The following is a 21,930-nucleotide window of genomic DNA, read 5'->3' on the forward strand; positions in this document are numbered from 1 at the left end:
ACTTTGCGTTATTCATCTTAATTGAACCGCCGTATACGGAACCGTACGTACGGTGGTGTGAGAGGTCGGGAGTTAATCACTCCCTCCTACTCGATTTCTAAGGAGAATTATCCTAGACATTTAAATTTTGTTTAAACACCGAAATTGCTATAATTGTCATACTTCGTTCATTGATGTTACGATGTAAGCGTTCTATAATAGAACTACTGAAGTTTAAAGGAGCGCATGATTATGCCATTAAGTATATTTGGTTTTCAAGCACTGTGGAGTCCTTATCTAATAGGAGTTATATTATTTTTAACTGTCGTCTATTTTTTAGTAACAGTTGTATGGAGAAAAGATTTTAAAGTGAGTGAACCCTTAAAAAGAGGGGAAGCAACTTATTTTATATTAGCAATGATATTGCTTTATGTCATTAAAGGCTCTCCGATTGATTTAATGTCCCATATTATGTTTTCTTATCATATGGTACAGATGGCCTTTCTATTATTGCTAGTGCCAATGTTTCTTATAAAAGGGATTCCCTGGTGGGTTTGGAAAGTAGTCGTTGAAGCACCAGTTTTCCGTAATATATTTGATTTATTAACAAAACCTGTGATTTCAGCTTTTGTGTTTGCAATGATGTTCTCTTTATATCATATGCCAGGCATTTTTGATGCCATTAAATTAGATGAAACATTCCATGGGATTTTCACTTTCTTCTTATTCCTATCAGCCTTTTTTATGAACTGGCCGTTAGTGGGGAATGTTCCAGGATACAAGCAAATGAAGCCCTTATATAAAATCGCCTATATTATTGCCAATGCGGTTTTAATCACACCAGCGTGTGCTTTAATCATTTTTAACCCAAATCCGATGTATTCAACATACACAGATGGTGAAGCATGGTTAAAAGCAATGGAGCTTTGTGTACCAGCGTCAACATTATCGGGATTAGCATTGTCAGGACCAGAGCTCTTCAATAATATGAAACCCCTTGAGGATCAGCAATTAGGTGGGGTTTTAATGAAAATTATTCAAGAGATTATCTTCGGTGTTGTATTAGCCACTGTCTTCAGAAAATGGTGGATACAAGAAAAGAAAGATGATAAAGCCATCACAGAGAATGCATTACGAGATTTCCAGGCAAATAAACAAAGTCAGCAGTATTAATTGCTGACTTTAGAAAAAAGCATCATATTCTTTCTAAGAAAAGATATAGATTACTAAATGATAGGAGAATGTAAAATGAGCGTACCTATTCTACCTACAATTAGTACTTCATTTATTGTTATTAGTGCTGTGTTAGTCGCAATTGGATGGGGTCTAATTTATAAGAGGAAAATTGAAGCACATAAAAAGGTAATGTTTGCTGCTGGAGTTGCAGCTTTAATCTTCTTTATCATTTATGCTTCTAGAACAATATTTATCGGGAATACGTCATTTGGTGGTCCAGATGATATAAAAGGGTATTACACATTCTTTTTAATTTTCCACATTATTTTAGCTACTTCGGGAGCCGTATTCGGTATTGTTAGTATTACGACAGGGTTAAAAACAAAGCTAAGTATTCACCGTAAAATCGGTCCAATTACAAGTATTATTTGGTTTTTCGTAGCTATTACAGGTGTAGCCGTTTATCTATTACTGTATGTAATTTACCATGGTGGAGAAACAACGTCACTATTTAAAGCAATACTTGGATTCTAATTTGAACTAAAACAGTCTTTTGAGCTTGTCTTAAGGGCTGTTTTTTTTTTCATTCGGGAAAATTGGGGAATTTTTATGTTTTCCAAGGAAATACTGCAAGTAAAAAGGACATGGCGCTTGTCCATGTCCTTTGTGTATTTTTATATTATGCTTCAATACCGAAAGCAGCAAATTCTTTTTTAACACTTTCAAGAATTTGTTCACATTCTGTCACTAGGTGTTTTGGGAATACTTCATCTTCACCATACTCAACACCATGTGGATAGTAGTACTTACCAAGTGCAGGTTTAGCGATTTTTAGAACTGCTGAGCGATTACCAACGTCTCCTGAAATAGCTTGACAGAATACACGTAAGTAGTAGCGCCCTTCTTTTAAATCGAAACGTTTATCGAAAGTCATACGATCGAAATCCCAGCCACCGTCGCATTCTAGACCGTTCTTTTCCATAACGCTTACAAGTAGTTCTTGTTCAGCAGTTATATTTTCAAGTGTTTTGTTTTCGAAATACATTAAAAAAATCCTCCTTTAGCTAAATCGTACAATAAGTATACGCTCATTTTTTATAATAGAGCAAAATTTCTTTTGTTGCAATGGCAACATTGTGTCAACCACTATATTATTGATATAATAGTACCAATAAATTTAAAAGGATAGGAACGAAATGAAAACTCTTTTTCGAATATTAATTGTCCTTTCTTTTCTTGCAATTATCTTTTTTTATTCTTCAAGCTCAGATAATTATCAACCTTTAGAGGGGCCCAATTCTACATCTCAAATTATTCCAAAAACAAGTAGTAACCAAGAAATCTCTCAGGACTCTTTACCTCGTCCAGAAGAAGGCTTATCAACCCTGATTGGTAAAAGTAGTGATGAGCTCAAAAAGCTGTATAAAGAACCTGCTCGTACTGATAAATCTGCCTATGGTTATGACTGGTGGATTTATAATCAAATTCCAACTCAGTTTATGATGTTTGCTGTTGCAAATGGTGTTGTAACGCAAGTGTATACCAATGCAAATGAATCTGATATAAGTCCCTATAAAATGGGCCAGACACTTGAAGACATTTATAGCATGACGATTATCGAATCAGAACTGAATGCAACGATTGAAAATAATATCTATAGTTTTACAATGAGTGAAGATGATATGAATACAAGAATTTTAACGAAATTCGGTGATATCTTTGCACAGCTTTATATCGATAGTGAAACTGGCATGTTAAGTGGAATTCGCTTTATGGATAGCAGAACACTAGTCATACATCGCCCATATGAGATGTCCTTTGTCGGTAAATTATTATCTCCTCCAAGTCCTACTTCCTATTTAATAGAAGAAAGTAATAAGGCAAATGCAACTATCATTTATGATTTACTAAATGTATTCCGAGTAAACAATAATTTACCTATTATTTCTGAGGAGGCTTCTTTAACATCAGTTGCTATGGAGCATAGTGAGGAGATGTATACCGAGAGTTATCTTTCACATGAATCACCAACTAAAGGCTCCTTAAAGGAAAGATTAGATTCAGAAGGAATCCAGTTTAAAAATGCAGAGGAAAATATTGCGACCTCTTATATTGATTCCATTGAAGCTGTTCATGGCTGGCTAAATTCTAGTACACACCGTAAGTACATGCTTGATGAAGCCTATACTCAAGTGGGGTCGGGAACGTTTATGAATTATTATACACAAATTTTTGTAGAAGAAGAAAAAAATGAAATAGAAGAATAGTGTGGTACCGGACCTCTTAGCTGAGTAAATTGGCTATAGAGGTTCTTTTTTTTGAAACGAAAAAATTTAAAGCCCACACAAATTTTAGTGTCACTATTCAAACCTAGGCATAAAATAGGGAAAAGGAGTGACAACTTGCAATTAGCAGAACTTTTAAAGGAATGGCCATGTACGGTAAAAGGTGGTTCTATTCGAGTTGAAGTAACTGGAATTGAGGATTTTGCACAAGGTGTAAAAGAAGGCGATTTATTCATCGTACGTAAAGGGCGAAAGTCTGATGGATTAAAATATGTCGATATGGCAATAAAAAATGGGGCAGTTGGAATTGTTATTGAAGATGAGAAACAGTTGGATTCATTAAAAATTTCTGTTCCTGTCATCTGGGTTCCAAACGTCTTAAAATTTATGTCATATGGTGCTGCAAAGCTAAATCGATTCCCAGCTGATGCAATGCAAGTTATAGCAATTACAGGTACGAACGGAAAAACAACAGTTAGTCATTTTATCGGACAGCTACTAAAAGCACTACATAAAAACGTAATAGTCATTGGAACAAACGGAATTTACATTAACGGCGTTGAAGTAAACATTGATTATGAGCATTTAACGACTCTTCAGCCAAAACATTTGCACAAAATTTTGAAAATCGCTGTCAGTCGTGGTGTTGAGTATGTTGTCCTAGAAGCATCCTCTATGGGCCTTGCAAAGCATCGCTTAGATGATTGTTCGATTGATATTGGAGTCTTTTTAAATTTAGCAGAAGACCATATAGAAGATCATGGTTCCTATGAAAAATATAAAGCAGCAAAACAATTGCTTGCTACACTTTCAGATCAACTCGTGTTAAATGGGGACGATTCTTTTTGTCGTACAGTCGGTTTGCAGGCGAAAAAGAAAAAAGCATATTTTGGCTTAGGTAATCGAGTGGATTATCAATTACAGCTTCTTGCAGAAGGACTATCAACTTCAACCTGCTGCTTGCAGAGTAATAAAGGGCAAAAGGTATTTTCCATTCCCTTTGTTGGGGAGCACCATTTACAAAATACCATTGCTGCCATTACAACTGTAAGTCAATTAGGTTTTGCGATAGAAGACATTTGCGATGTAGTTGAAAAACTAACTTTGCCAAATGGTCGATTAGAAACAATTGAAAATAATTTAGATGTAGATATTTATATTGATTATGCCCATACAGAGGCTGCTTTAAGAGCTGTTCTCCAAACATTAAACAAAACGGTCAAAAGAGATCTAATAGTGGTATTCAGCTGTGGCGGTGATCGAGATAAACACAAAAGAATTAAGATGGGGGCTGTCGCTTCCAAATATGCAGACTTAATCTATTTGACTACTGATAATCCACGTAGTGAAGACCCAGAACTTATCAATGCTCAGATTGCTGCAGGATTTTCGCCTAAGCAGAAATATGAAATGATACTAGATAGAGGAAAAGCAATCGAAACAGCCATTCGTCAAGCTAAGCCTGGGGATACGATATTAATAGCTGGAAAGGGTCACGAAACTACCCAAACTATTGGTTCAACAGAAATTGAATTCTCTGATTTTGAAAGCGTAAGGCTAACCCTGCAAAATTTATTAAATGACCATGTTGATTAATAAATAAGTGTCCCAGAGGTTTGGATAAACAAATCTTTGGGACATTTTTAAATCCCGTAATTTGGAGCCTTTTACAACAAAATTCTAAAACTCCATTAAAATTTATAACTTCTTAATACAAACTTTAATTAAATTCTGCTATGATTGGTAGTAGTAGATTGGAGGAAGTAATGATGATAATGACATCAGAATGGGCCTTCATTTTAGATGAAGCAGATGAATTGAGTGCAATGATCCTTTCTTCAGAACAAGCTCAAAAATTAAGCAATGCATATAACGATGTATATACAGATGATATTTTAGTTCATCAGATTTCTACATTTAACCGCATGAAAGAACAATATGAGGATGTCCAACGTTTTGGTAAATATCATCCTGATTATCATACAATTATGAAGCAAATTCGCCAGCAAAAAAGAAGTCTAGATTTAGACGAACGTGTTGCGAGTTTAAAGATAGCAGAAAACGATTTTCAAGATTTACTTGATGAAATCAGTCTAATTATTGGAAAGTCCGTTTCTGAAGCTGTCAAAGTGCCAGTAAGCAATCCATTCTTTGCAACTAGTGGGTCTTCCTGTGGAACAGGCTGTGGCACTGGTGGAGGCTGCTCTTGCTCAGCTTAAAAATCAACCGTCTCTAAAATTAGAGACGGTTTTTTCTTTTGGAATAGTTTGTACTCAATTAATAGCAAAGCACAACTAAAAAACCTCGCGGACAACCATCCACGAGGCAAATCAAAATTCTATTTATTCAGCTTCTGCTGCTTTCTCTTCTTGTATACTCTGAAGAACACTTACGGCGATATCTGGTCGGTCGGTTACGATGCCTTTTGCGCCATTTTCAATTAGGCTACGAATTGTTTCTTCATCATCAATCGTCCAGTAGTGCACAGGGATGTTGAGCTTTTCCAAAAAGGCGATAAATCGTGGAGAATCCAAGGAAACTCTGCCGTGCTTGGTTGGAATTTGAAATACATCCACCTTTGGATGATATAGATGGCCAAATTGGCTTGTGAATGCTGTAAAGGCTTTTCTTACATCATTCTCGCCTGCACCTAAGGCAACACGATTTTGTGCATATAAGTTAAAGCGGTCGACCTGTTCGCTAAAGAAGCTTGTTAACACAATGCGGTTTTGTGCATCGAATTCTTCAATAAGGCGCCATAATTTAGATGGCATTAAGCTGCCTTCATACGTATCTGGATGATCCTTAATATCGATGTTGATATACATATTAGGGAACACCTCTAACAATTCACGCAAACTTACGATTTCCACTTTTTCTTCTTTATATGGGGATTGCCCATCTAAATCTTCGAAATTATAGCCGAAATTTAGTTGTTTTAATTCCTCCAGGGTGAAATCTTTTATAGAACCAGTCCCGTCACTTGTACGATCCACTGTTTCGTCATGGAATACTACGATTTCTTCATCCTTAGTTAAACGTATATCAATTTCAAATCCATCTACACCGAGTGCCTGTGCTTTCTCGAAAGCCGGCATAGTATGCTCAGGAGCTAAGAGAGAGCCGCCGCGATGAGCAAGTACAATTGGTCGCCCGTATTGTAAAACTTCTTTATCGTCTCTTTTTTGAGGTTTTATAATTGCTTTACTGCCAGCCCAAGCTGCTGCACTGGCAGCTGCAATAGCAATAGCTACTTTTGTTTTTTTACCCATGGATATCCTCCTTAAATCCTGCCTTATCTTGTACAATAATCAAAACCTGTTTCCAGCAAATAATCCTCAGTTGAATGTAGCAGGGACTTCCCCTTAAAAAATTCTAAAGTCCATCTCTTTATTATAGAGGAGGTAAGATTTCTTCTACTGTTGTTATGAGCACAAGTAATAAATCTAATATAATTTTTATGTGTTCGCTTCAACACATAAGTAAATTTAAATGAAAGTAAAAGAATTGTAAACTCTCTACAAAGATTATAACGGAAATTATGCTTTAGTGTCACTAAACTCTGTTGCTATCAAAATTGACATTATGGTATTCTTTTATGTAAGAAATGAGGGAAGTGGAATGCAAGAACGACAAGGTTTAATTGTATACATTCATCAGTTGAAGCATGCCAAAAGTTTAAGAAAATATGGACATGTACATTATATTTCTCGAAAGTTAAAATATGTTGTTATTTATTGTAATCGTCAAGAAATTGAAGGAACGATAAATAAAATACAACGCCTTCCTTTTGTGAAAGACGTTGTAGAGTCGTTTCGTCCATTCTTGAAAACCGAGTTTGAAAATGCCAAACCAGATAAAGCGAAGGAATATGATTATAAAGTTGGTTTATAATCGTTCAATTAAATACAGAAGTATAGTAATTCGAAACAGTGTCTAGCTACAGGTGCTAACAGCTTTTCTTTATTGTTTTGGTGGGATAAAATGATTCATTCGTAAAATGCCAATTAAATGCTGGTAAAACAATACCGTTTCAGAAAATACTGAGGAATGTTTTACTTCCATTGGAATTGCTTTTTTACCTAGTTCATTTAAAGTTTCTTCAAAGATTTCAAGTCGTTTAGAAGGTTTTTCAGGATTATATGGAATACCTTCGCGACATACATATATCGGCATAAATTTACTTTCCCCTACCGGTTTTAACGCAACAGCAATGGAAGCAACCTGCACATCTCCTTTATTCGAGATAAAGATAAAGGCATGATGATATCTTTTTTCATTTGTTTTAATAAGTTCGCAAAGCTCATATATGTCTCCAAACCCGCGACCAAGTTCGATAAATTGTTGAATCAACTTTCACACATCCTTTCCGATAACAATAGTATCACGACGAAAGGGGGGAAGGCACATGAAATATGCAATAAGTTTTTTGGGAATTTTAATGCTCATAATTTGCGGAACGCTCTTCTTCCAGTATCACGTATTCTCTGACAAGCTTGAAGCTGGTGAAGGTGATTTTTCTTACACTCAGGAAATTGAAATTACATATCGAAGTGGAAGTTTAGATATTCGACAGCATTTTCATAATTTAGCGAACCAATCGATTGATATTACTTGGCCAAACTTAAGTGTAAGTGCAGATTGTTTCTTAGAATCTGAGACTAGCTGTGATCGCTTAAGTGAAGATAAAACAAAATTCGAGGCATTTGAAGGCAGAAATGCGTCTTTATCCTACATCATCCCATTAGAGGGTGGGCTAAAATCTAACCAACTTTTAAAGGATATTTTTGTTACTTTACAAAACGGGCATGCTGCATATACAACAGTTCATATCTCAACAGATAGTGATGTACAGGGGCAATGGATTACTGGGTTACCGTTAGTGGGTAGTCAATCGCTTACGCTTGTTAACTATTCGATGTTTGCCGGGACAGGTGAAATATCTGAAATCTATTGGCAAAATGGGGAATTCAATATTCACAAAGCGAATGATGCATTAACGATTTATGCAAAGAATCTATTAAGTTCAGAACTCAGTGAGCATGTGAGGGATTTAAAACTATTAAATGAAGATCATATTGATATTGTACAAGGGAAGAATATTTCGGCTCAGCAGGGGAAACGAATCCTATTTTTAGAAGAGCTGTCGATTGATTCTATTAATGAACAGGTCGTACTTTCACAGGTTAAATTACAATATGATTTAGAGGAAAGTCCGCAATGGTTAACTGAAGTCATTGCTTCATTTTTAACGGATTCAATAGTTGGAAGTAACAAATCTACTGAAATCGTTAATACCTTGAACAGTAAAATGACAGATACTCAAAGGGTGAGCTTTGTAGATATGCTGCAAGATGCGCATGGCACAAAGCTTTCTGCAAATGAATTAGACGAAATGTTAAAAGAGGTTTTTGGACTTCATACTGAATTTTTTGCCATGAATGAGACGACTGAACGTATTTTTCCGTTCTTATTCAATGACGAAAGAGAAGTAATTATTGAAGATGCACTAAACAATGAGGTAAGCGTTGTTTTAAAAGATAGCCAAGTTCTTTACTCTCTAGATCCAATTTTACAAAGCTTAGGCTATCAAACTTCAGTAGGCGAAAACGGCTATTATGTTCAAAATGAAGCGAAGAATTTTAGATTCCCTCAAGGCTATGGGTTTTATGTTTATAATAATCAGCGATATAATACAGTCTCGGACCCACTTACGCTAATAGCGGATAGCTATTACATCGAAGAGTCATGGCTACAAAGACTGTTTAATGTAAGCATCGAAAAAAGTGAAAAAACTATAACAATCAAACAGCAATAAGTTTGGGAATTTCACCTAAGCTTATTTCAAAGGCTACAGCAACTAAAACATAAATAAAAAGGCTTGGTGATAGAATGCGAGTTGTAGCAGGCGAAAGAAAAGGAATGCCTTTAAAAGCAATTACAGGCACAACAACAAGACCAACAACCGATAAAGTAAAGGAGTCTATTTTTAATATAATCGGACCTTTCTTTGATGGTGGGATTGTTTTAGATTTATTTGCAGGTAGTGGAGGGCTTGGCATCGAAACCTTAAGTAGAGGTGCTAGTAAAGCAATCTTTGTTGAGAAGGATGGTCGTGCATTTCAAACATTGCAGGAGAATATAAAAAAATGCCGGTATGAAGATGTATCAGAAACCTTTAAAACAGATGCCACTCGTGCTGTTAAAGGGCTACTAAAAAGAGATATTCAGTTGGATTATCTATTTTTAGACCCACCTTACCATAAAACGGAGTACTATGACTTACTAAATTCTTTAATAGAGAATGACAAACTATCTAGTGATGCCATCATTGTATGTGAGCATGCAGTAGAAGTAAATCTGCCGGAAAATTATGGTCCTTATACTTTAACAAGACAAGAAACGTACGGAAGTACCATAATATCAGTTTATAGAAATGTACTTTAGTGAAAATGCTAAAGGGAAATGGGGAGAAATCGTTGTCTGAAAAGATCGCAGTTGTACCGGGGAGTTTTGATCCAATTACAAATGGACATCTAGATATCATCAAACGTGCAGCAGATGTGTTCGACGTCATTTATGTTGCTGTTTTAAATAATTCTTCAAAGAAGCCTCTTTTTTCGATTGAGGAAAGAATGAGTCTTATTTCAGAAGTGACAAAGGATTTCCCAAATATTCGTATTGAAAGCTCCTCAGGCTTATTAATAGAATATGCAAGAGCTAAAAATGCTAAAGCAATCGTTCGTGGGCTACGTGCTATTTCGGATTTTGAATATGAAATGCAAATCACTTCCATGAACAAATTTTTAGATGATTCTATCGAAACCTTTTTCATCATGACAAAAAACCAATATTCTTTCTTAAGCTCAAGCATTGTTAAAGAGGTTGCACAATATGGTGGCACCGTTACTGGTTTAGTACCAGAAATTGTAGAAAATGCATTGCTAGAAAAGTTTAAGAAGTAAAATAAACGACAGATTCCTATAGCGGAGTCTGTCGTTTTATTTTTTTAAACCCCTCCCTCTCTATAGGAAGAGTAGGTAAAAAAGAGTTGGAATTAAAAATACATATAAGATTCTCATTAAAATATATGGCTTTAAGGACAAGTCTTCACCTTTTGCAATTACAGCAACCTGCATATGGATGCTTAAGCCCTGACTCGTTAAAAAGGTAGCCATCAGGACCAGAAGAATCGTATGGTGATTGGCGAAGAGTTCATGTCCAATTCGTAAACCGTTTGTCATTTCAAGCATTGCTGCAATAAGCAGCATGACATTATTATGTATGTCAGGAACAAAGCTTTTAACAGAATGCATGACAACCGTGTAAATTGTTGTGAAAAATATAATCGTCGCTCCAACTACTAGAACAGTTGGAATGCTATCCTTTACACTGCTTGTAAAAGGATTAGTCTGTTTTTCTGTAGATACAGTTTTGATTGGTTTTCCTTTATCCTCTCTACGAAAATAAAAAAATATACCGGTTAATACTAGAATTGAGACAATATGATATAACGATAAAAACTGCCAGCTAAAAGTTGTGTCATTTAATAAATCATTCCCTACAAAGCCCAATACGAATAAAGGGCTTGGACTATGACAAATACTTAATAGGATATTCGCTTCTCGAAGGGAAATTTGATTGCTTTTTTTTAAATAAGTAATCGTTGCAGCACCTGTCGGAAATCCCCCAAGAGCACTAATCCCATAGGTTTTAAAATAAAGCTTAAATCGTGAAGAAGAGTTACTTTTATTAGGTGTTAATCTGATAAACCATTGAGTTAAAATTAAATAGGGTAATAAGTAAGGGAATAAAGCCTCCATAAATAACTCGACACCTAGATCAGTACCTTCATGTGCGACTCCTGGAAAGAATAATAATAAACAGATTAAAGTAATACAGATAAATAAATAGAGTAGAGGAATAAGCATCATCTCTTTTCAAATTTTTGTTTTCCATTTCTGCAAATGCTAAACTAATATATGCGATGCTTTAAAATTTTAGTCTTAAAAGGTTACTAGTTGGAGGTGCTATACATATTGAAAAAATCGTTAGTTTCTATAATTATTCTGTTCATCGTAGTCTTTTTTCTAAGCTTTTATAGGCTTGACTACTATATTATGAAGCCTGGTAGCGCCTATGATGTAAGTCAATTTGTCACGGTTGAAGACGGTGAGAAAGACCATGAAGGAACCATGAGCTTGATGACAGTAGCAATGGCTGAAGCCACTCCTCTAACATATGCCATTTCGTATTTTAAAGAATTTGAGGAAACGTTCAAAGAAGAAGACGTACGACAAGAGGAAGAAGACGAAGAAGAGTACACTGTGCGTCAGTTAAAACTAATGACGGATTCTCAATTCAATGCACTCTATATTGCCTTTCAAAAAGCAAACCTGCCATATACAATCGAATACCACGGTGTAACGGTTCTAAATGTATTAGCTGAAGGTGCAGCTGATGGTGAGCTTGAAGCAGGAGATGAAATTGTTGAGGTGGACGGTGTCCTAATCGAAAAAGCACAGGAGCTTACACAGATATTAAGTACAAAAAAAGAAAATGATGTAGTCGAATTAGTAATCAATCGTCAAGATAAACTACTAGATCGCACACTCACGCTGAAACAAATCCCAGGCAGTGAAAAGGTTGGGATAGGGATCACATACTCTGAAAGCAAATTCATCAAAACAGAACCAAACGTAAAGGTTGATGCCGATAAAATCGGAGGACCATCCGCTGGATTAATGTTTACCTTGGAAATTTTAAACCAATTAATTGATGAAGATTTAACAAAGGGGTACAGTATCGCTGGTACTGGTGAAATGTATGAGGATGGCACGGTCGGCCGAATTGGTGGTATCGAGAAAAAAGTGGTGGCAGCAGATAAGGATGGGGTTGAAATCTTTTTCGCACCAGATGACGAAATTACTGAAGCGATGCTTAATGTGAATCCAGCTCTAAAATCCAATTACCAAGCCGCAGTTGAAACAGCCGAAAAAATCGACACGCAAATGGAAATCGTACCAGTCAAAACAATCGATGATGCCCTTAACTATATAGAAAAATTAAAACCAAAAGAAGAATAGAGCGGTTGGAGAAAAGGTTGGAGAAAAAGCATTTGCTTTTTCTCCATTATTTTTCATTTGTAATTATAAAATTCCGATTTGCGGATAACTTTCTGGCAGATTTACTGTTTTTTCAGTCTGTTGTTTGTACTGTTATTATACTTTATTGATTTTCGTGTAGGTATCATAAGAGGAGAAATTCCGGTTAATGTAGATATAGAGCACTTAAAAAGCAAATATAAGCGAAATTTAAGCGGAATTTTTCCGTCTATATGGCGGATAAGAAAGTATAAGATTTGAAGGAAATCCGCATAAGAAAAAACACAACTCGACCTATTCTAGTCGAGTTGTGTTTTTCTAATGTTAAAGAAATTATAACCTCCGATTTTTCGGATAACTTTCTGAAACTGACTTAATAGACTTTACAAGGGGACAAATGGAAGCCGAGGTTAACGGGAGGTGTCCCGGAAAGACAAACCGACGCTGCTTTCCGAGCGAAGTGTCCCGGCACTGCCCAAGCCGAGACAAACCGAAGTTGAATCCTAGTTAGCTCACTCCCGTTATTCTCCCATCCCCATTCAATCCAGCATCCTTACACCCGAATCGGAGGTGTCTGATAGTCACTTGCAATTTGCTTGCCTAATGCTAATTCTACGCCAAGTGCATACATGTCTGTTGCACGGATGTCTAGCTGTAGCATCGGGTCGTTCGTGGATGCCACACGGCTGATTAGTGGCAGCTGAAATTGCTTTTTATTTTGTGATAGATAGGCTTGTCCATTTTTAGTCATGCCTAATAATCGAATATAGGATGGCATTTTGGAATAGTGCAATTGTTCCTTTGTGATACCAGTATAGATATGTGTCACCATTCGCTGGAGTCTTGTCCAAGTATAGCGTTTTGACTTGATTTGATTCATAAATTGACTAAAGGTTTCACTTTTTTTAGCTGCCTTGACTAAAGCAAATTCGATGCCCTCGCTCACATCAGCAAATTGAGTGAGCTGCTCTGGCGTGTTTCGCAAAATGGAAAAGCGAAGGTAAGGCCAAAATGTTTCCCAGTTGATAAAGGAAGCATACTTATTTTGCCAGCTTTCCATCTGGTTATATGACTCGTCAGGAACAAATTGTTTAATTTCATGAAGCGAGTGCTGCTCAAATAGAGCCTTTCTTATGCCAGTTGCACTTGCTATTGTAGATTGGGTGTTAATGTCATCATGAAATCCAGCTTGTATTCTCGGGATTGTCATAGGCTCTATTTCAAGTTTTAATCGCTTGGCAGCTTCAATATAGTGATAGCCTAAAATATTATTTGGCTGTGATAAATCGATTGTCTGATTCTCTTCATTTTGACGAAGTTCCTCGTATGCCTTGTATAAACTTTGGGGATAACTAATTCCAGTTGTAACATACTGTTTAATCAGAGCATTATATTGTTCTTCGTGCTTCTTTAATAAATGAAAGGTGTTTAAAAAAGGATCTATAGAGCCCTCCTCACTTCCAAATGCAAATTTGGTACAGCCAATAGCCTCTAACAGTTGAATAGCGCCCTCTGCAAAGGAAGTAGCATGTCCAGTACAAAACACATAAGGGAGCTCTATTACAAGATCTACACCGTTGTTTAAAGCCATCTTGGTACGGTGCCATTTGTCTAACAAAGCAGGCTCACCACGTTGTAAAAAGTGACCGCTCATCACAGCGATAACGACATCAGCATTTGCTTTGCTTTTTGATTGACTTATATGATAAAAATGTCCATTATGAAATGGATTATACTCAACAACCACACCAACAGCCTTCATTATGTTACACTCCTAAGTAGGAAGATTTTTAAAGCATTAACTGAGTAATTTCTTGGAAAAGAAGTAAAAATAAGAAATTAGCTGAAACTATTTTAATAATTTCCTTTTTCTAACGTTTTTCTTCAATTATTTAAAATTATATTACTCATTTTGTATAGTGACAAGAAAATATCTTGACATCTAAAAATACACATTATATAATCAACATTGTTGTCTCGAGGTGATTAGTGAATGAAATGGTCAATTCATCAATTATCGAAGTATCGCCAAAATGGGATGCCGATTGATGCAGAAGTACAATTGGATGATGTAATGAAACGAAACAAAGAAATTCGTCATATTTCACCCGTTCATGTAAAAGGACACTGTACTTTCGGTGCATCGCAAATGACATGTCAGTTTACGATGACAGCTACATTAACTCTACCATGTTCTAGAACATGGGAAGATGTTGAATACCCGATTGAAGTCGATGCAGTTGAAATTTTCAGCTGGATAGATCCTGAGCATCGTGGAAATGACGATGAAGATATACATTATATTGATGGTGACGTGATCGACTTTAAACCAGTTTTAGAGGAACTAGTACTACTTGAAGTGCCTATGCAAATTTTTAAAGAGGATACTGAAGGAAAAGTACAGGGAGGCAAAAACTGGAGTTATTTAACTGATGAAGATGTGGCTCGTCAAAACGAAAATGACGAACCAAAAGTGGATCCAAGACTGGCTGATTTAGCTAAGTATTTTGATCAAACAGATGAATAGATAATCTGTAAGGAGGTGCCAATAATGGCTGTACCGTTTAGAAGAACTTCTAAAACTGCAAAAAGAAAGCGTCGTACGCATTTCAAATTATCTGTACCTGGTATGGTAGCATGCCCAAACTGTGGTGAAGCTACTTTATCTCACCACGTATGTAAAGCTTGTGGTCACTACAAAGGTAAAGAAGTAGTTAGTAAATAATTCAGTATTTACTAATAATAAGGCTATTAGAGAGGCCATGGCTCTCTAGTAGCCTTTTTTAATTTTTATGGACTTTTATAGAAAACCTAAAAGCCTCCCTCGACCTACCAAGCTTGTAAAATCCAATTGTCTCCTTTACTATTTAATAAAGATGTCTATTTATTCCATAAGTATCCATAAAGGGGATGGTAAGTGTGGCTTACAAAATAGAAAATAACGAGGGGATTGTTACTTTTACGATTGACCGCGAGGAAAAACGGAATGCGGTTAATGATGAAGTGATGGAAGGCTTGAAGAAGGTTATTACATATATTAAAGAGCACAATGAAGTGAAATTTCTAGTAATTACTGGTAGTGGCGAACAGGCTTTTTGCTCGGGTGGAGATTTGTCGGAGTTTCATCTTTTGAAAACTGAGGAACAAGCCTTTGGAATGTTAAGTAAGATGGGCAATATCTTATACGAATTAGCGACATTACCTGTACCAACGATTGCATTGGTAAATGGAGCTGCTGTTGGTGGAGGCTGTGAAATTGCGACCGCTTGTGATTTTAGACTTGTGGCCAGTCATGCAAGATGTGGTTTTATACAAGGTACCTTAGCGATTACAAGCGGATGGGGTGGAGGAACCTATTTGTTAGAGAGAAGGCTCAGGTACGACCAAGCCTTAAAAATGCTCATAGATTCGAAAAAATACGATGCAGCTCATCTCCATGAAATCGGCTGGGCAACACAGGTTTTCGAAGGCTCCAAGGACCAAGCCTTAGAGGAGTTTATTTTTGATATAAGAAAAATCCATCCAGAGGTTCACCAGGCATATAAGCAAATAGAGCTTCGAAAATGGCAGGAGCGCAATATTTATGAGCGAGTGATGCAGGAGATTCGGTTATGTGCAAAACTATGGGAAAGTGATGCACACAATGAAGCTGTTAATCGATTTTTAAATAAATCCAAATAAAAATTGGGTATTCTTCTGTCATAGAGGATGGCTGACTCACTCTTTTTGGTAAAAAGGTGGTAGAAGGAAATTTAATACGATTTATCCTTTTTCTATTGTTTGTTATTCTATTTAATCTATTTACCTGCATATAGTAGTAAAAAATGCGAGGTGATAGATATGGATGGAAAAAGACGTAAGGATCAATGGACGGCCGATGATGATGAAAAATTAGCTGAAATTGTTATTCAGGCTGTTCAAAATGGTAAAACACAGCTTGAGGCTTTTGCTGAGGCTGCAAGTATATTAAATCGAACAAAGCAAGCGTGTGGCTTCCGCTGGAACAAAACACTTAGACAGCAATATGGGCAAATGCTAAACAGTGTTCGAAAGCGTCCTAAGCAATTAATGCGTAGCCATTTAAAACTAGCACTAAATAGTTTCGATGAGCTTACAGAAGCTTATAACGAGCTAGAAGTTAGATATCGAGAATTACAAACAGAACACGAAAAGATCCTAAAATGGCTTCAACAGGGTTCTGTTTTTATGGAACACCAGAAATAATAGATTGATAAATTGGTATCTTTAAATTGAAGGGTCAAAGGATGATTAGCCGCTGCTTTTGTTTTTGGAGATTTGAAGTCAAATCGAAGGTGCCATGTTAAATGAGAACGATTTTATTTTTTATTTAATTAAGAAACACATCAATGTATTCAGGGTCGCCTAAATGAGAATAAGTAGCTAAACGAAGTTGCTTTAAAACAAATGGGCGGCACAAAAATGCATTTTATATAGATGTGATCGTTTAAGAAGGTGTGTTACATCCGACAGGTATAATTTTTTGTTCTTATTCTTATAATGTTGTTATCGGATTTTAACATATACCTAAAAGTGGTAATAAATTTTATGAAACATATCGTAAATACTTAAAGCATCCATTATAATTATGTAAAACAAGGTCTGCCATTTGGTAGGCCTTTAATTTTCGTTACGCATTTCAAAGGAAAAGAGGGTGGGTTCATTGGAGATTGTAGTGCTTGGTGCTGGTTCTATTGGGATGCTGATGACTAGCTTTTTGTCAGAATTTAATGATAGAGTAACTCTAATCGTCCATAGAGAAGAACAGGCTAGAAATCTGGAGCAATCTGGGCTTGTCCGTAAAAATATTGACGGTACACTTACAAAGTCTGTCATTAAGGCGAGAACTGATTTCTACAATCTGTCTAAGGATTCAGTAGTAATTATTGCAGTGAAATATGGACAATTACATCAGATTTATGAGACATTACATACTTTAGATTCTTCTATTCCACTCCTTTTCCTACAAAACGGTTTAGCTCATTTTGAGGAAGCGAAATCTTTGCCTCAACAATCAATTGCCTTTGGTTCATGTCAGTTTGGTGCGCAACGTGAAAATGATACAACGGTTCTTCATCGTGGACAAGGCATTTTAAAAATTGCTGTTGAAAAAGGGGATGCCAGTCCATATATGTTCTTGCCGGACAGTACAAGCCCATTATTTCAGGTTGAATTTGTCAAGAGTGCAGAGAAAATGCTTTTCGAGAAAGCGCTGCTGAATTGTTTTATAAATCCTTTAACAGCCCTGTTAGAGGTGAAGAATGGAATACTAGTAGAAAATCCGCAAACTTATAAGCTGCTAGGAAAATTATATGATGAACTGTTTACGGCTTTCCCAGAAGATATGGCACAGCTTTCTTTTCCTGACGTTGAAGGCTTATGCAGGAGAACGGCGACCAATACGTCTTCGATGCTAGGAGATATTTTAAGCTTTAAACCGACTGAGATTGAAACCATTGTCGGGGCTGTTATTGAAAGAGCAGTTAAAAATGGAAAAAGACTACCAATGTTAGAAACCTTGTATTTATTAGTTTTAGCAAAGGAAGGAAGGAGTGATAAAATGTGAAGATGCTGTTTCATTATTTAGTGAGTATTATTATCTTTTTCCCTATAATTCTATTTATCATTACATATTTTTTAGGGCGTAAAGGGAAAAAGAGCAGAGTGAAATCATTCGGGTTGGCAAGTGATGTAACAACTGTCGTATTGTTCTTCTCAGTACCCCTTTCCATTTCGAGCCTTTGGGAGAAAAATTATAATATTATCATTCTTATTATCGCAATAGTTATCGCGATGATTTTTACATACATAGATTGGCGCACAAAAAAAGAAATTGAAGTATTAAGGTTGATTAAAAAGACATGGAGATTATACTTTATTCTGCTAACTATTGCCTTTGTTGTAATATGGATTGTTGGGTTGATACAAAGTATAATTGAATATGCTTTTAGTTAAAGATAAGCATTTTCTTTTGAAGTAGAAGATTGATACTTTACAATAAAGAATATGGAATTATTTATAAATAAGATAGAAATTAGAACAAGGTCGATAACTGTTCGTTGAGTAGAGGAGATTTTTTATGAGACTGGAGCATATTGAATTACCAGTTAACAATAAATTGCTAGCTGATTATTGGTCAGGTAGTGAAAAATTACGTTCATTTTTTGAATACGAGTATAACGATGAAGCATTCAAAACGCGCTTTAATTATTTAAAATCTAAGCATTATTATAATAATGAGTTAAGCAGTATTATCCGTCAATTTATGGAGCCTTTTGGTATTTCTGAAATGGTAGAAGAAAACTTAAATGCTCTAGAAGGTGGGGCGGTTGCTGTAGTAGGCGGTCAACAAGCCGGCATTTTAACTGGTCCATTATATTCGGTTCATAAAGCTATATCAGTGATTCTTTTGGCGAAAGAGCAGACTCTTAAATTAGGTGAGAAAATTGTTCCAATCTTTTGGATTGCTGGGGAAGACCATGATTTAGATGAGATCAATCATACCTATACCGTTGTAAATGGCACGATAAAAAAACGTGTCTACAATAACCGATCTAAACTAAAAACAATGGCTTCCACAACAACGGTTCAAAAAGAAGAGCTGGAACGATTAATAAGCGCGATTTTCAAAGAGTATGGTGAGACCGAATATACACAAGCTCTTTATAAAAATTGTCTCAGTCAGCTGGAGCAAAGTACAACATTTACAGACTTCTTTGCTCGTTTAATGAATGAGTTGTTCAAAACTGAGGGTTTATTAATGGTTGATGCTGCATATACACCTTTCAGGAAGCATGAAGCTGATTTTTTTGTGAAAATTATTGAGTTAAATGAACAAATTTCACAGGCTGTAGTGGCAAAAGAGCAAGCTCTAGATAGTGCAGGTTATGGTACGCCCATCCTTGCAAAGGCTGACAATGCCAATCTTTTTTATGTACTGGAAGGCGAACGGTTTTTACTGGAAAGAACAGGTCAAAATTATCAAGATTCGACTGGATTTATCACATTAACGAGAGAACAGCTTCTAGAGGTTGCCAAAAATAGCCCTGAAAAGCTAAGTAATAATGTAGTGACAAGACCGCTTATGCAGGAAATGACGATACCTGTATTGGCCTTTGTTGGTGGTCCAGGTGAATTAGCCTATTGGGCAACATTAAAGGATGCCTTTAACGCCCTTGATCTACAAATGCCTATATTAGCTCCGCGCATGAATATTACTTTGGTGGAGCGCAAAATTGATCAGCTTCTTTCAACATACGATTTATCGATTATAGATATTATCGAGGGTAAAGCGAAGTCTAAGAAGGAGCAGTATATTGCCAGCGTTCAGGATGAGGGAGCAAAACAACAGCTTGAGACTTTAAATGAATTGGTAAAAGAGCAATACAAAAAGCTAGAAGATCACTTAAAATCGCAAAAGCTTGATATGGATGCTGTTGTAGAAAAAAATATCAAATACCATGAAATGCAATTTGATTATTTGGCTAAGAAGATTGAGCAGCAGGTTTTGACAAAGCATGATAAAACAATTCGCCAATTTGATGTGATGCAGCTTGAAATCTATCCGGATGATAGCTTGCAAGAGAGAGTTTATAACCCGTATCAGTATATGAATCATTATGGACCAACTCTAATACAGGATTTATGTGCACTTCCACTAGAAATTGCAAATAAGCATTATGTAATTCATCTGTAATAATTGTATTGGTTCTTTAATATTGTTAGGTGAATATACCTAATATAGCCGTTAAACCCTGATGTATAGAGCTTTCGGTGCAGAAAAAGAAGTCGTCTCATAAAAGAGACGACTTCTTTTTTGTGCCAATTTTCACATGTGACTAAGTGGAGGAAAGTACTATATACACAATTTGTAAAAAGTAGTTAACAATATCTTTAAAAATGTGGAGGAAAGTGGGGGAATGTGGTACATTATTTACTAAAGTGGGGTGAGTAGCATGTTCATGGGAGAATATCAGCATTCCGTTGATGCAAAAGGACGCCTAATTGTACCTTCGAAATTTCGTGAGGACTTAGGGAATACTTTTGTTATTACGCGCGGACTTGATAACTGTCTATTTGGATATCCTATGGATGAATGGCGAAAACTCGAAGAAAAGTTAAAGGAATTACCAATGACCAAAAAAGATGCCCGTGCTTTTGCAAGGTTCTTCTTTTCTGGAGCTACAGAAGTTGAAATAGATAAGCAAGGGAGAATAAATATTCCTTCAACACTTGCTACTTACGCAAAGCTTGAAAAAGAATGTGTAGTTTTGGGTGTCTCAAGTAAGATAGAGATTTGGGCAAAAGAAGCTTGGGAATCTTATTTCAACGAAGCTGAGGAATCCTTTAATGAAATAGCAGAAAATTTAATTGGCTTTGACTTCTAGTTAAGAATGCGCCAAGAAGGAGTAATGGTTAATGTTCGATCATACAACCGTATTATTAAAAGAAACTGTTGATGGACTGAACATCAATCCACAAGGGATTTATGTGGATTGTACATTAGGTGGCGCTGGGCATAGCGAATACTTAGTACAGCAATTATCATCAGAAGGTCGACTAATTTGTTTCGACCAAGATACAACAGCGATAGAAAATGCAAAAGTACGATTAGCGGATTATTTAGATCGAGTGATTTTTGTACATTCGAACTTCCGTTATGTAAAAGAGGAATTACAGAAATTAAATATTGAGAAAATTGATGGTATCCTATACGACTTAGGTGTTTCTTCCCCACAGTTAGATACACCAGAGCGCGGCTTTAGTTATCATCATGATGCACCTTTAGATATGCGTATGGACCAAACAGCTCCACTTACTGCGTTTCATGTAGTAAATGAGTGGGCCTATGAAGACTTAGTTCGTATTTTTTTCCGTTATGGCGAAGAGAAATTCTCGAAGCAAATTGCTCGTAAAATCGAGGGAGCAAGAAAACACGCACCAATTGAAACAACTGGACAGCTTGTTGAACTGATTAAAGAAGGCATTCCTGCTCCTGCAAGAAGAAAAGGCGGACATCCTGCTAAAAGAGTCTTCCAAGCAATTCGAATTGCAGTGAATGATGAACTTGGAGCTGCAGAGGACTCATTAGTAGATGCTATTAAGTTATTGAAAATTGGCGGGAGAGTTAGTGTTATCACTTTCCATTCATTAGAAGACCGTTTAACAAAATCGATTTTTAAAGAGGCTTCTTCTATTCCAGATTTACCACCAGGTTTACCGGTAATTCCAGAGGAGTACAAGCCCGTTTTAAAACTTATTTCAAGAAAACCAATCTTACCAACAGAAGAAGAGCTTGAAGAAAATAATCGTTCACGTTCAGCGAAACTTCGGGTTGCCGAAAAAATAAACGAGAGGGGATAGGGTAA

24 protein-coding genes are annotated in these 21,930 nt (G+C 36.2%); 19 read left to right on the forward strand and 5 right to left on the reverse strand.

Annotated features, from left to right (window positions below):
- Positions 1-231 precede the first annotated feature (231 nt).
- Both ctaG and BJ095_RS06440 read left to right on the forward strand, forming a co-directional pair.
- Entirely contained in the window at positions 232-1,152 is a 921-nt protein-coding gene (ctaG, locus tag BJ095_RS06435) for a cytochrome c oxidase assembly factor CtaG (RefSeq protein ID WP_107933795.1), read from the forward strand.
- A gap of 75 nt (positions 1,153-1,227) precedes the next feature.
- The gene (locus tag BJ095_RS06440; protein ID WP_107933797.1) at positions 1,228-1,689 is read left to right on the forward strand and encodes a DUF420 domain-containing protein; all 462 of its coding nucleotides are present in this window, start codon (positions 1,228-1,230) and stop codon (positions 1,687-1,689) included.
- Between the two features lie 145 nt (positions 1,690-1,834).
- On the opposite strand, the gene BJ095_RS06445 is transcribed toward BJ095_RS06440, so the two are convergent.
- The gene (locus BJ095_RS06445; protein ID WP_107933799.1) at positions 1,835-2,200 is read right to left on the reverse strand and encodes a YugN family protein; all 366 of its coding nucleotides are present in this window, start codon (positions 2,198-2,200) and stop codon (positions 1,835-1,837) included.
- A gap of 151 nt (positions 2,201-2,351) precedes the next feature.
- Here BJ095_RS06445 and BJ095_RS06450 point away from each other — a divergent pair, with 151 nt between their 5' ends.
- From BJ095_RS06450 to BJ095_RS06460, 3 genes are all read left to right on the forward strand, one after another.
- A complete protein-coding gene (locus BJ095_RS06450) occupies positions 2,352-3,422 on the forward strand; it encodes a CAP domain-containing protein (protein ID WP_107933802.1) in 1,071 nt (356 codons plus the stop codon).
- A gap of 135 nt (positions 3,423-3,557) precedes the next feature.
- Positions 3,558-5,036 (forward strand): UDP-N-acetylmuramoyl-L-alanyl-D-glutamate--2,6-diaminopimelate ligase, encoded by a 1,479-nt coding sequence (locus BJ095_RS06455; RefSeq protein WP_107933803.1) that lies wholly within the window; start codon positions 3,558-3,560, stop codon positions 5,034-5,036.
- Between the two features lie 173 nt (positions 5,037-5,209).
- Complete coding sequence (locus BJ095_RS06460; RefSeq protein ID WP_107933805.1) at positions 5,210-5,659, forward strand: YlbF family regulator; 450 nt, start codon at positions 5,210-5,212, stop codon at positions 5,657-5,659.
- 123 nt (positions 5,660-5,782) lie between these two features.
- Here BJ095_RS06460 and BJ095_RS06465 read toward each other — a convergent pair whose 3' ends face one another.
- Positions 5,783-6,712: a glycerophosphodiester phosphodiesterase gene (locus tag BJ095_RS06465; protein WP_107933807.1), complete on the reverse strand. Its 930-nt coding sequence runs from the start codon at positions 6,710-6,712 to the stop codon at positions 5,783-5,785.
- A gap of 349 nt (positions 6,713-7,061) precedes the next feature.
- Here BJ095_RS06465 and BJ095_RS06470 point away from each other — a divergent pair, with 349 nt between their 5' ends.
- Positions 7,062-7,334, forward strand: a complete 273-nt coding sequence (locus tag BJ095_RS06470; RefSeq protein WP_107933808.1) for a YlbG family protein — start codon at positions 7,062-7,064, stop codon at positions 7,332-7,334.
- A 69-nt stretch (positions 7,335-7,403) separates the two neighbouring features.
- Here BJ095_RS06470 and BJ095_RS06475 read toward each other — a convergent pair whose 3' ends face one another.
- The gene (locus BJ095_RS06475; protein WP_107933810.1) at positions 7,404-7,793 is read right to left on the reverse strand and encodes a DUF7147 family protein; all 390 of its coding nucleotides are present in this window, start codon (positions 7,791-7,793) and stop codon (positions 7,404-7,406) included.
- 55 nt (positions 7,794-7,848) lie between these two features.
- On the opposite strand from BJ095_RS06475, the gene BJ095_RS06480 reads away from it, so the two are divergent.
- The 3 genes from BJ095_RS06480 to coaD all read left to right on the forward strand — a co-directional run bounded on the left by BJ095_RS06480 (position 7,849) and on the right by coaD (position 10,405).
- Positions 7,849-9,258 (forward strand): RNA polymerase II, encoded by a 1,410-nt coding sequence (locus tag BJ095_RS06480; RefSeq protein ID WP_107933812.1) that lies wholly within the window; start codon positions 7,849-7,851, stop codon positions 9,256-9,258.
- Between the two features lie 74 nt (positions 9,259-9,332).
- A complete protein-coding gene (gene rsmD, locus BJ095_RS06485; protein WP_107933814.1) occupies positions 9,333-9,887 on the forward strand; it encodes a 16S rRNA (guanine(966)-N(2))-methyltransferase RsmD in 555 nt (184 codons plus the stop codon).
- 32 nt (positions 9,888-9,919) lie between these two features.
- Complete coding sequence (coaD, locus tag BJ095_RS06490) at positions 9,920-10,405, forward strand: pantetheine-phosphate adenylyltransferase (RefSeq protein ID WP_107933816.1); 486 nt, start codon at positions 9,920-9,922, stop codon at positions 10,403-10,405.
- A gap of 60 nt (positions 10,406-10,465) precedes the next feature.
- Here the strand turns inward: coaD and BJ095_RS06495 are convergent, their stop codons facing one another.
- Positions 10,466-11,263 (reverse strand): hypothetical protein, encoded by a 798-nt coding sequence (locus BJ095_RS06495; RefSeq protein ID WP_235867595.1) that lies wholly within the window; start codon positions 11,261-11,263, stop codon positions 10,466-10,468.
- 213 nt (positions 11,264-11,476) lie between these two features.
- Between BJ095_RS06495 and BJ095_RS06500 the strand changes: the two genes are divergently transcribed.
- Positions 11,477-12,526 carry a SepM family pheromone-processing serine protease gene (locus BJ095_RS06500; protein ID WP_404427968.1) on the forward strand — a complete coding sequence of 350 codons (1,050 nt, stop codon included), beginning with the start codon at positions 11,477-11,479 and terminating at the stop codon, positions 12,524-12,526.
- 571 nt (positions 12,527-13,097) lie between these two features.
- Here the strand turns inward: BJ095_RS06500 and BJ095_RS06505 are convergent.
- Positions 13,098-14,306, reverse strand: coding sequence for a nucleotidyltransferase (locus tag BJ095_RS06505; protein WP_107933819.1), 1,209 nt, complete (start codon positions 14,304-14,306; stop codon positions 13,098-13,100).
- A 231-nt stretch (positions 14,307-14,537) separates the two neighbouring features.
- Between BJ095_RS06505 and BJ095_RS06510 the strand changes: the two genes are divergently transcribed.
- The 9 genes from BJ095_RS06510 to rsmH all read left to right on the forward strand — a co-directional run bounded on the left by BJ095_RS06510 (position 14,538) and on the right by rsmH (position 21,925).
- On the forward strand, positions 14,538-15,071 hold the full coding sequence (locus BJ095_RS06510) for a YceD family protein (RefSeq protein ID WP_107933822.1): 534 nt from the start codon (positions 14,538-14,540) through the stop codon (positions 15,069-15,071).
- Positions 15,072-15,095: 24 nt separating this feature from the next.
- Positions 15,096-15,269: a 50S ribosomal protein L32 gene (gene rpmF / locus BJ095_RS06515; protein ID WP_107933823.1), complete on the forward strand. Its 174-nt coding sequence runs from the start codon at positions 15,096-15,098 to the stop codon at positions 15,267-15,269.
- Positions 15,270-15,463: 194 nt separating this feature from the next.
- Complete coding sequence (locus tag BJ095_RS06520) at positions 15,464-16,225, forward strand: enoyl-CoA hydratase/isomerase family protein (protein WP_107933825.1); 762 nt, start codon at positions 15,464-15,466, stop codon at positions 16,223-16,225.
- A 159-nt stretch (positions 16,226-16,384) separates the two neighbouring features.
- Complete coding sequence (locus BJ095_RS06525; RefSeq protein ID WP_107933827.1) at positions 16,385-16,768, forward strand: transcriptional regulator; 384 nt, start codon at positions 16,385-16,387, stop codon at positions 16,766-16,768.
- Between the two features lie 457 nt (positions 16,769-17,225).
- Complete coding sequence (locus BJ095_RS06530) at positions 17,226-18,128, forward strand: ketopantoate reductase family protein (RefSeq protein ID WP_107933829.1); 903 nt, start codon at positions 17,226-17,228, stop codon at positions 18,126-18,128.
- A 2-nt stretch (positions 18,129-18,130) separates the two neighbouring features.
- Positions 18,131-18,517, forward strand: a complete 387-nt coding sequence (locus tag BJ095_RS06535; RefSeq protein ID WP_235867598.1) for a DUF3397 family protein — start codon at positions 18,131-18,133, stop codon at positions 18,515-18,517.
- Positions 18,518-18,641: 124 nt separating this feature from the next.
- Positions 18,642-20,258, forward strand: coding sequence for a bacillithiol biosynthesis cysteine-adding enzyme BshC (gene bshC / locus BJ095_RS06540; protein WP_107933833.1), 1,617 nt, complete (start codon positions 18,642-18,644; stop codon positions 20,256-20,258).
- Between the two features lie 259 nt (positions 20,259-20,517).
- The gene (mraZ, locus tag BJ095_RS06545; RefSeq protein ID WP_107933835.1) at positions 20,518-20,949 is read left to right on the forward strand and encodes a division/cell wall cluster transcriptional repressor MraZ; all 432 of its coding nucleotides are present in this window, start codon (positions 20,518-20,520) and stop codon (positions 20,947-20,949) included.
- Between the two features lie 31 nt (positions 20,950-20,980).
- Positions 20,981-21,925 (forward strand): 16S rRNA (cytosine(1402)-N(4))-methyltransferase RsmH, encoded by a 945-nt coding sequence (gene rsmH, locus BJ095_RS06550; protein ID WP_107933837.1) that lies wholly within the window; start codon positions 20,981-20,983, stop codon positions 21,923-21,925.
- Positions 21,926-21,930 lie beyond the last annotated feature (5 nt).

The organism is Ureibacillus chungkukjangi (assembly GCF_003217295.1).
GTDB classification, from domain to species: domain Bacteria; phylum Bacillota; class Bacilli; order Bacillales_A; family Planococcaceae; genus Ureibacillus; species Ureibacillus chungkukjangi.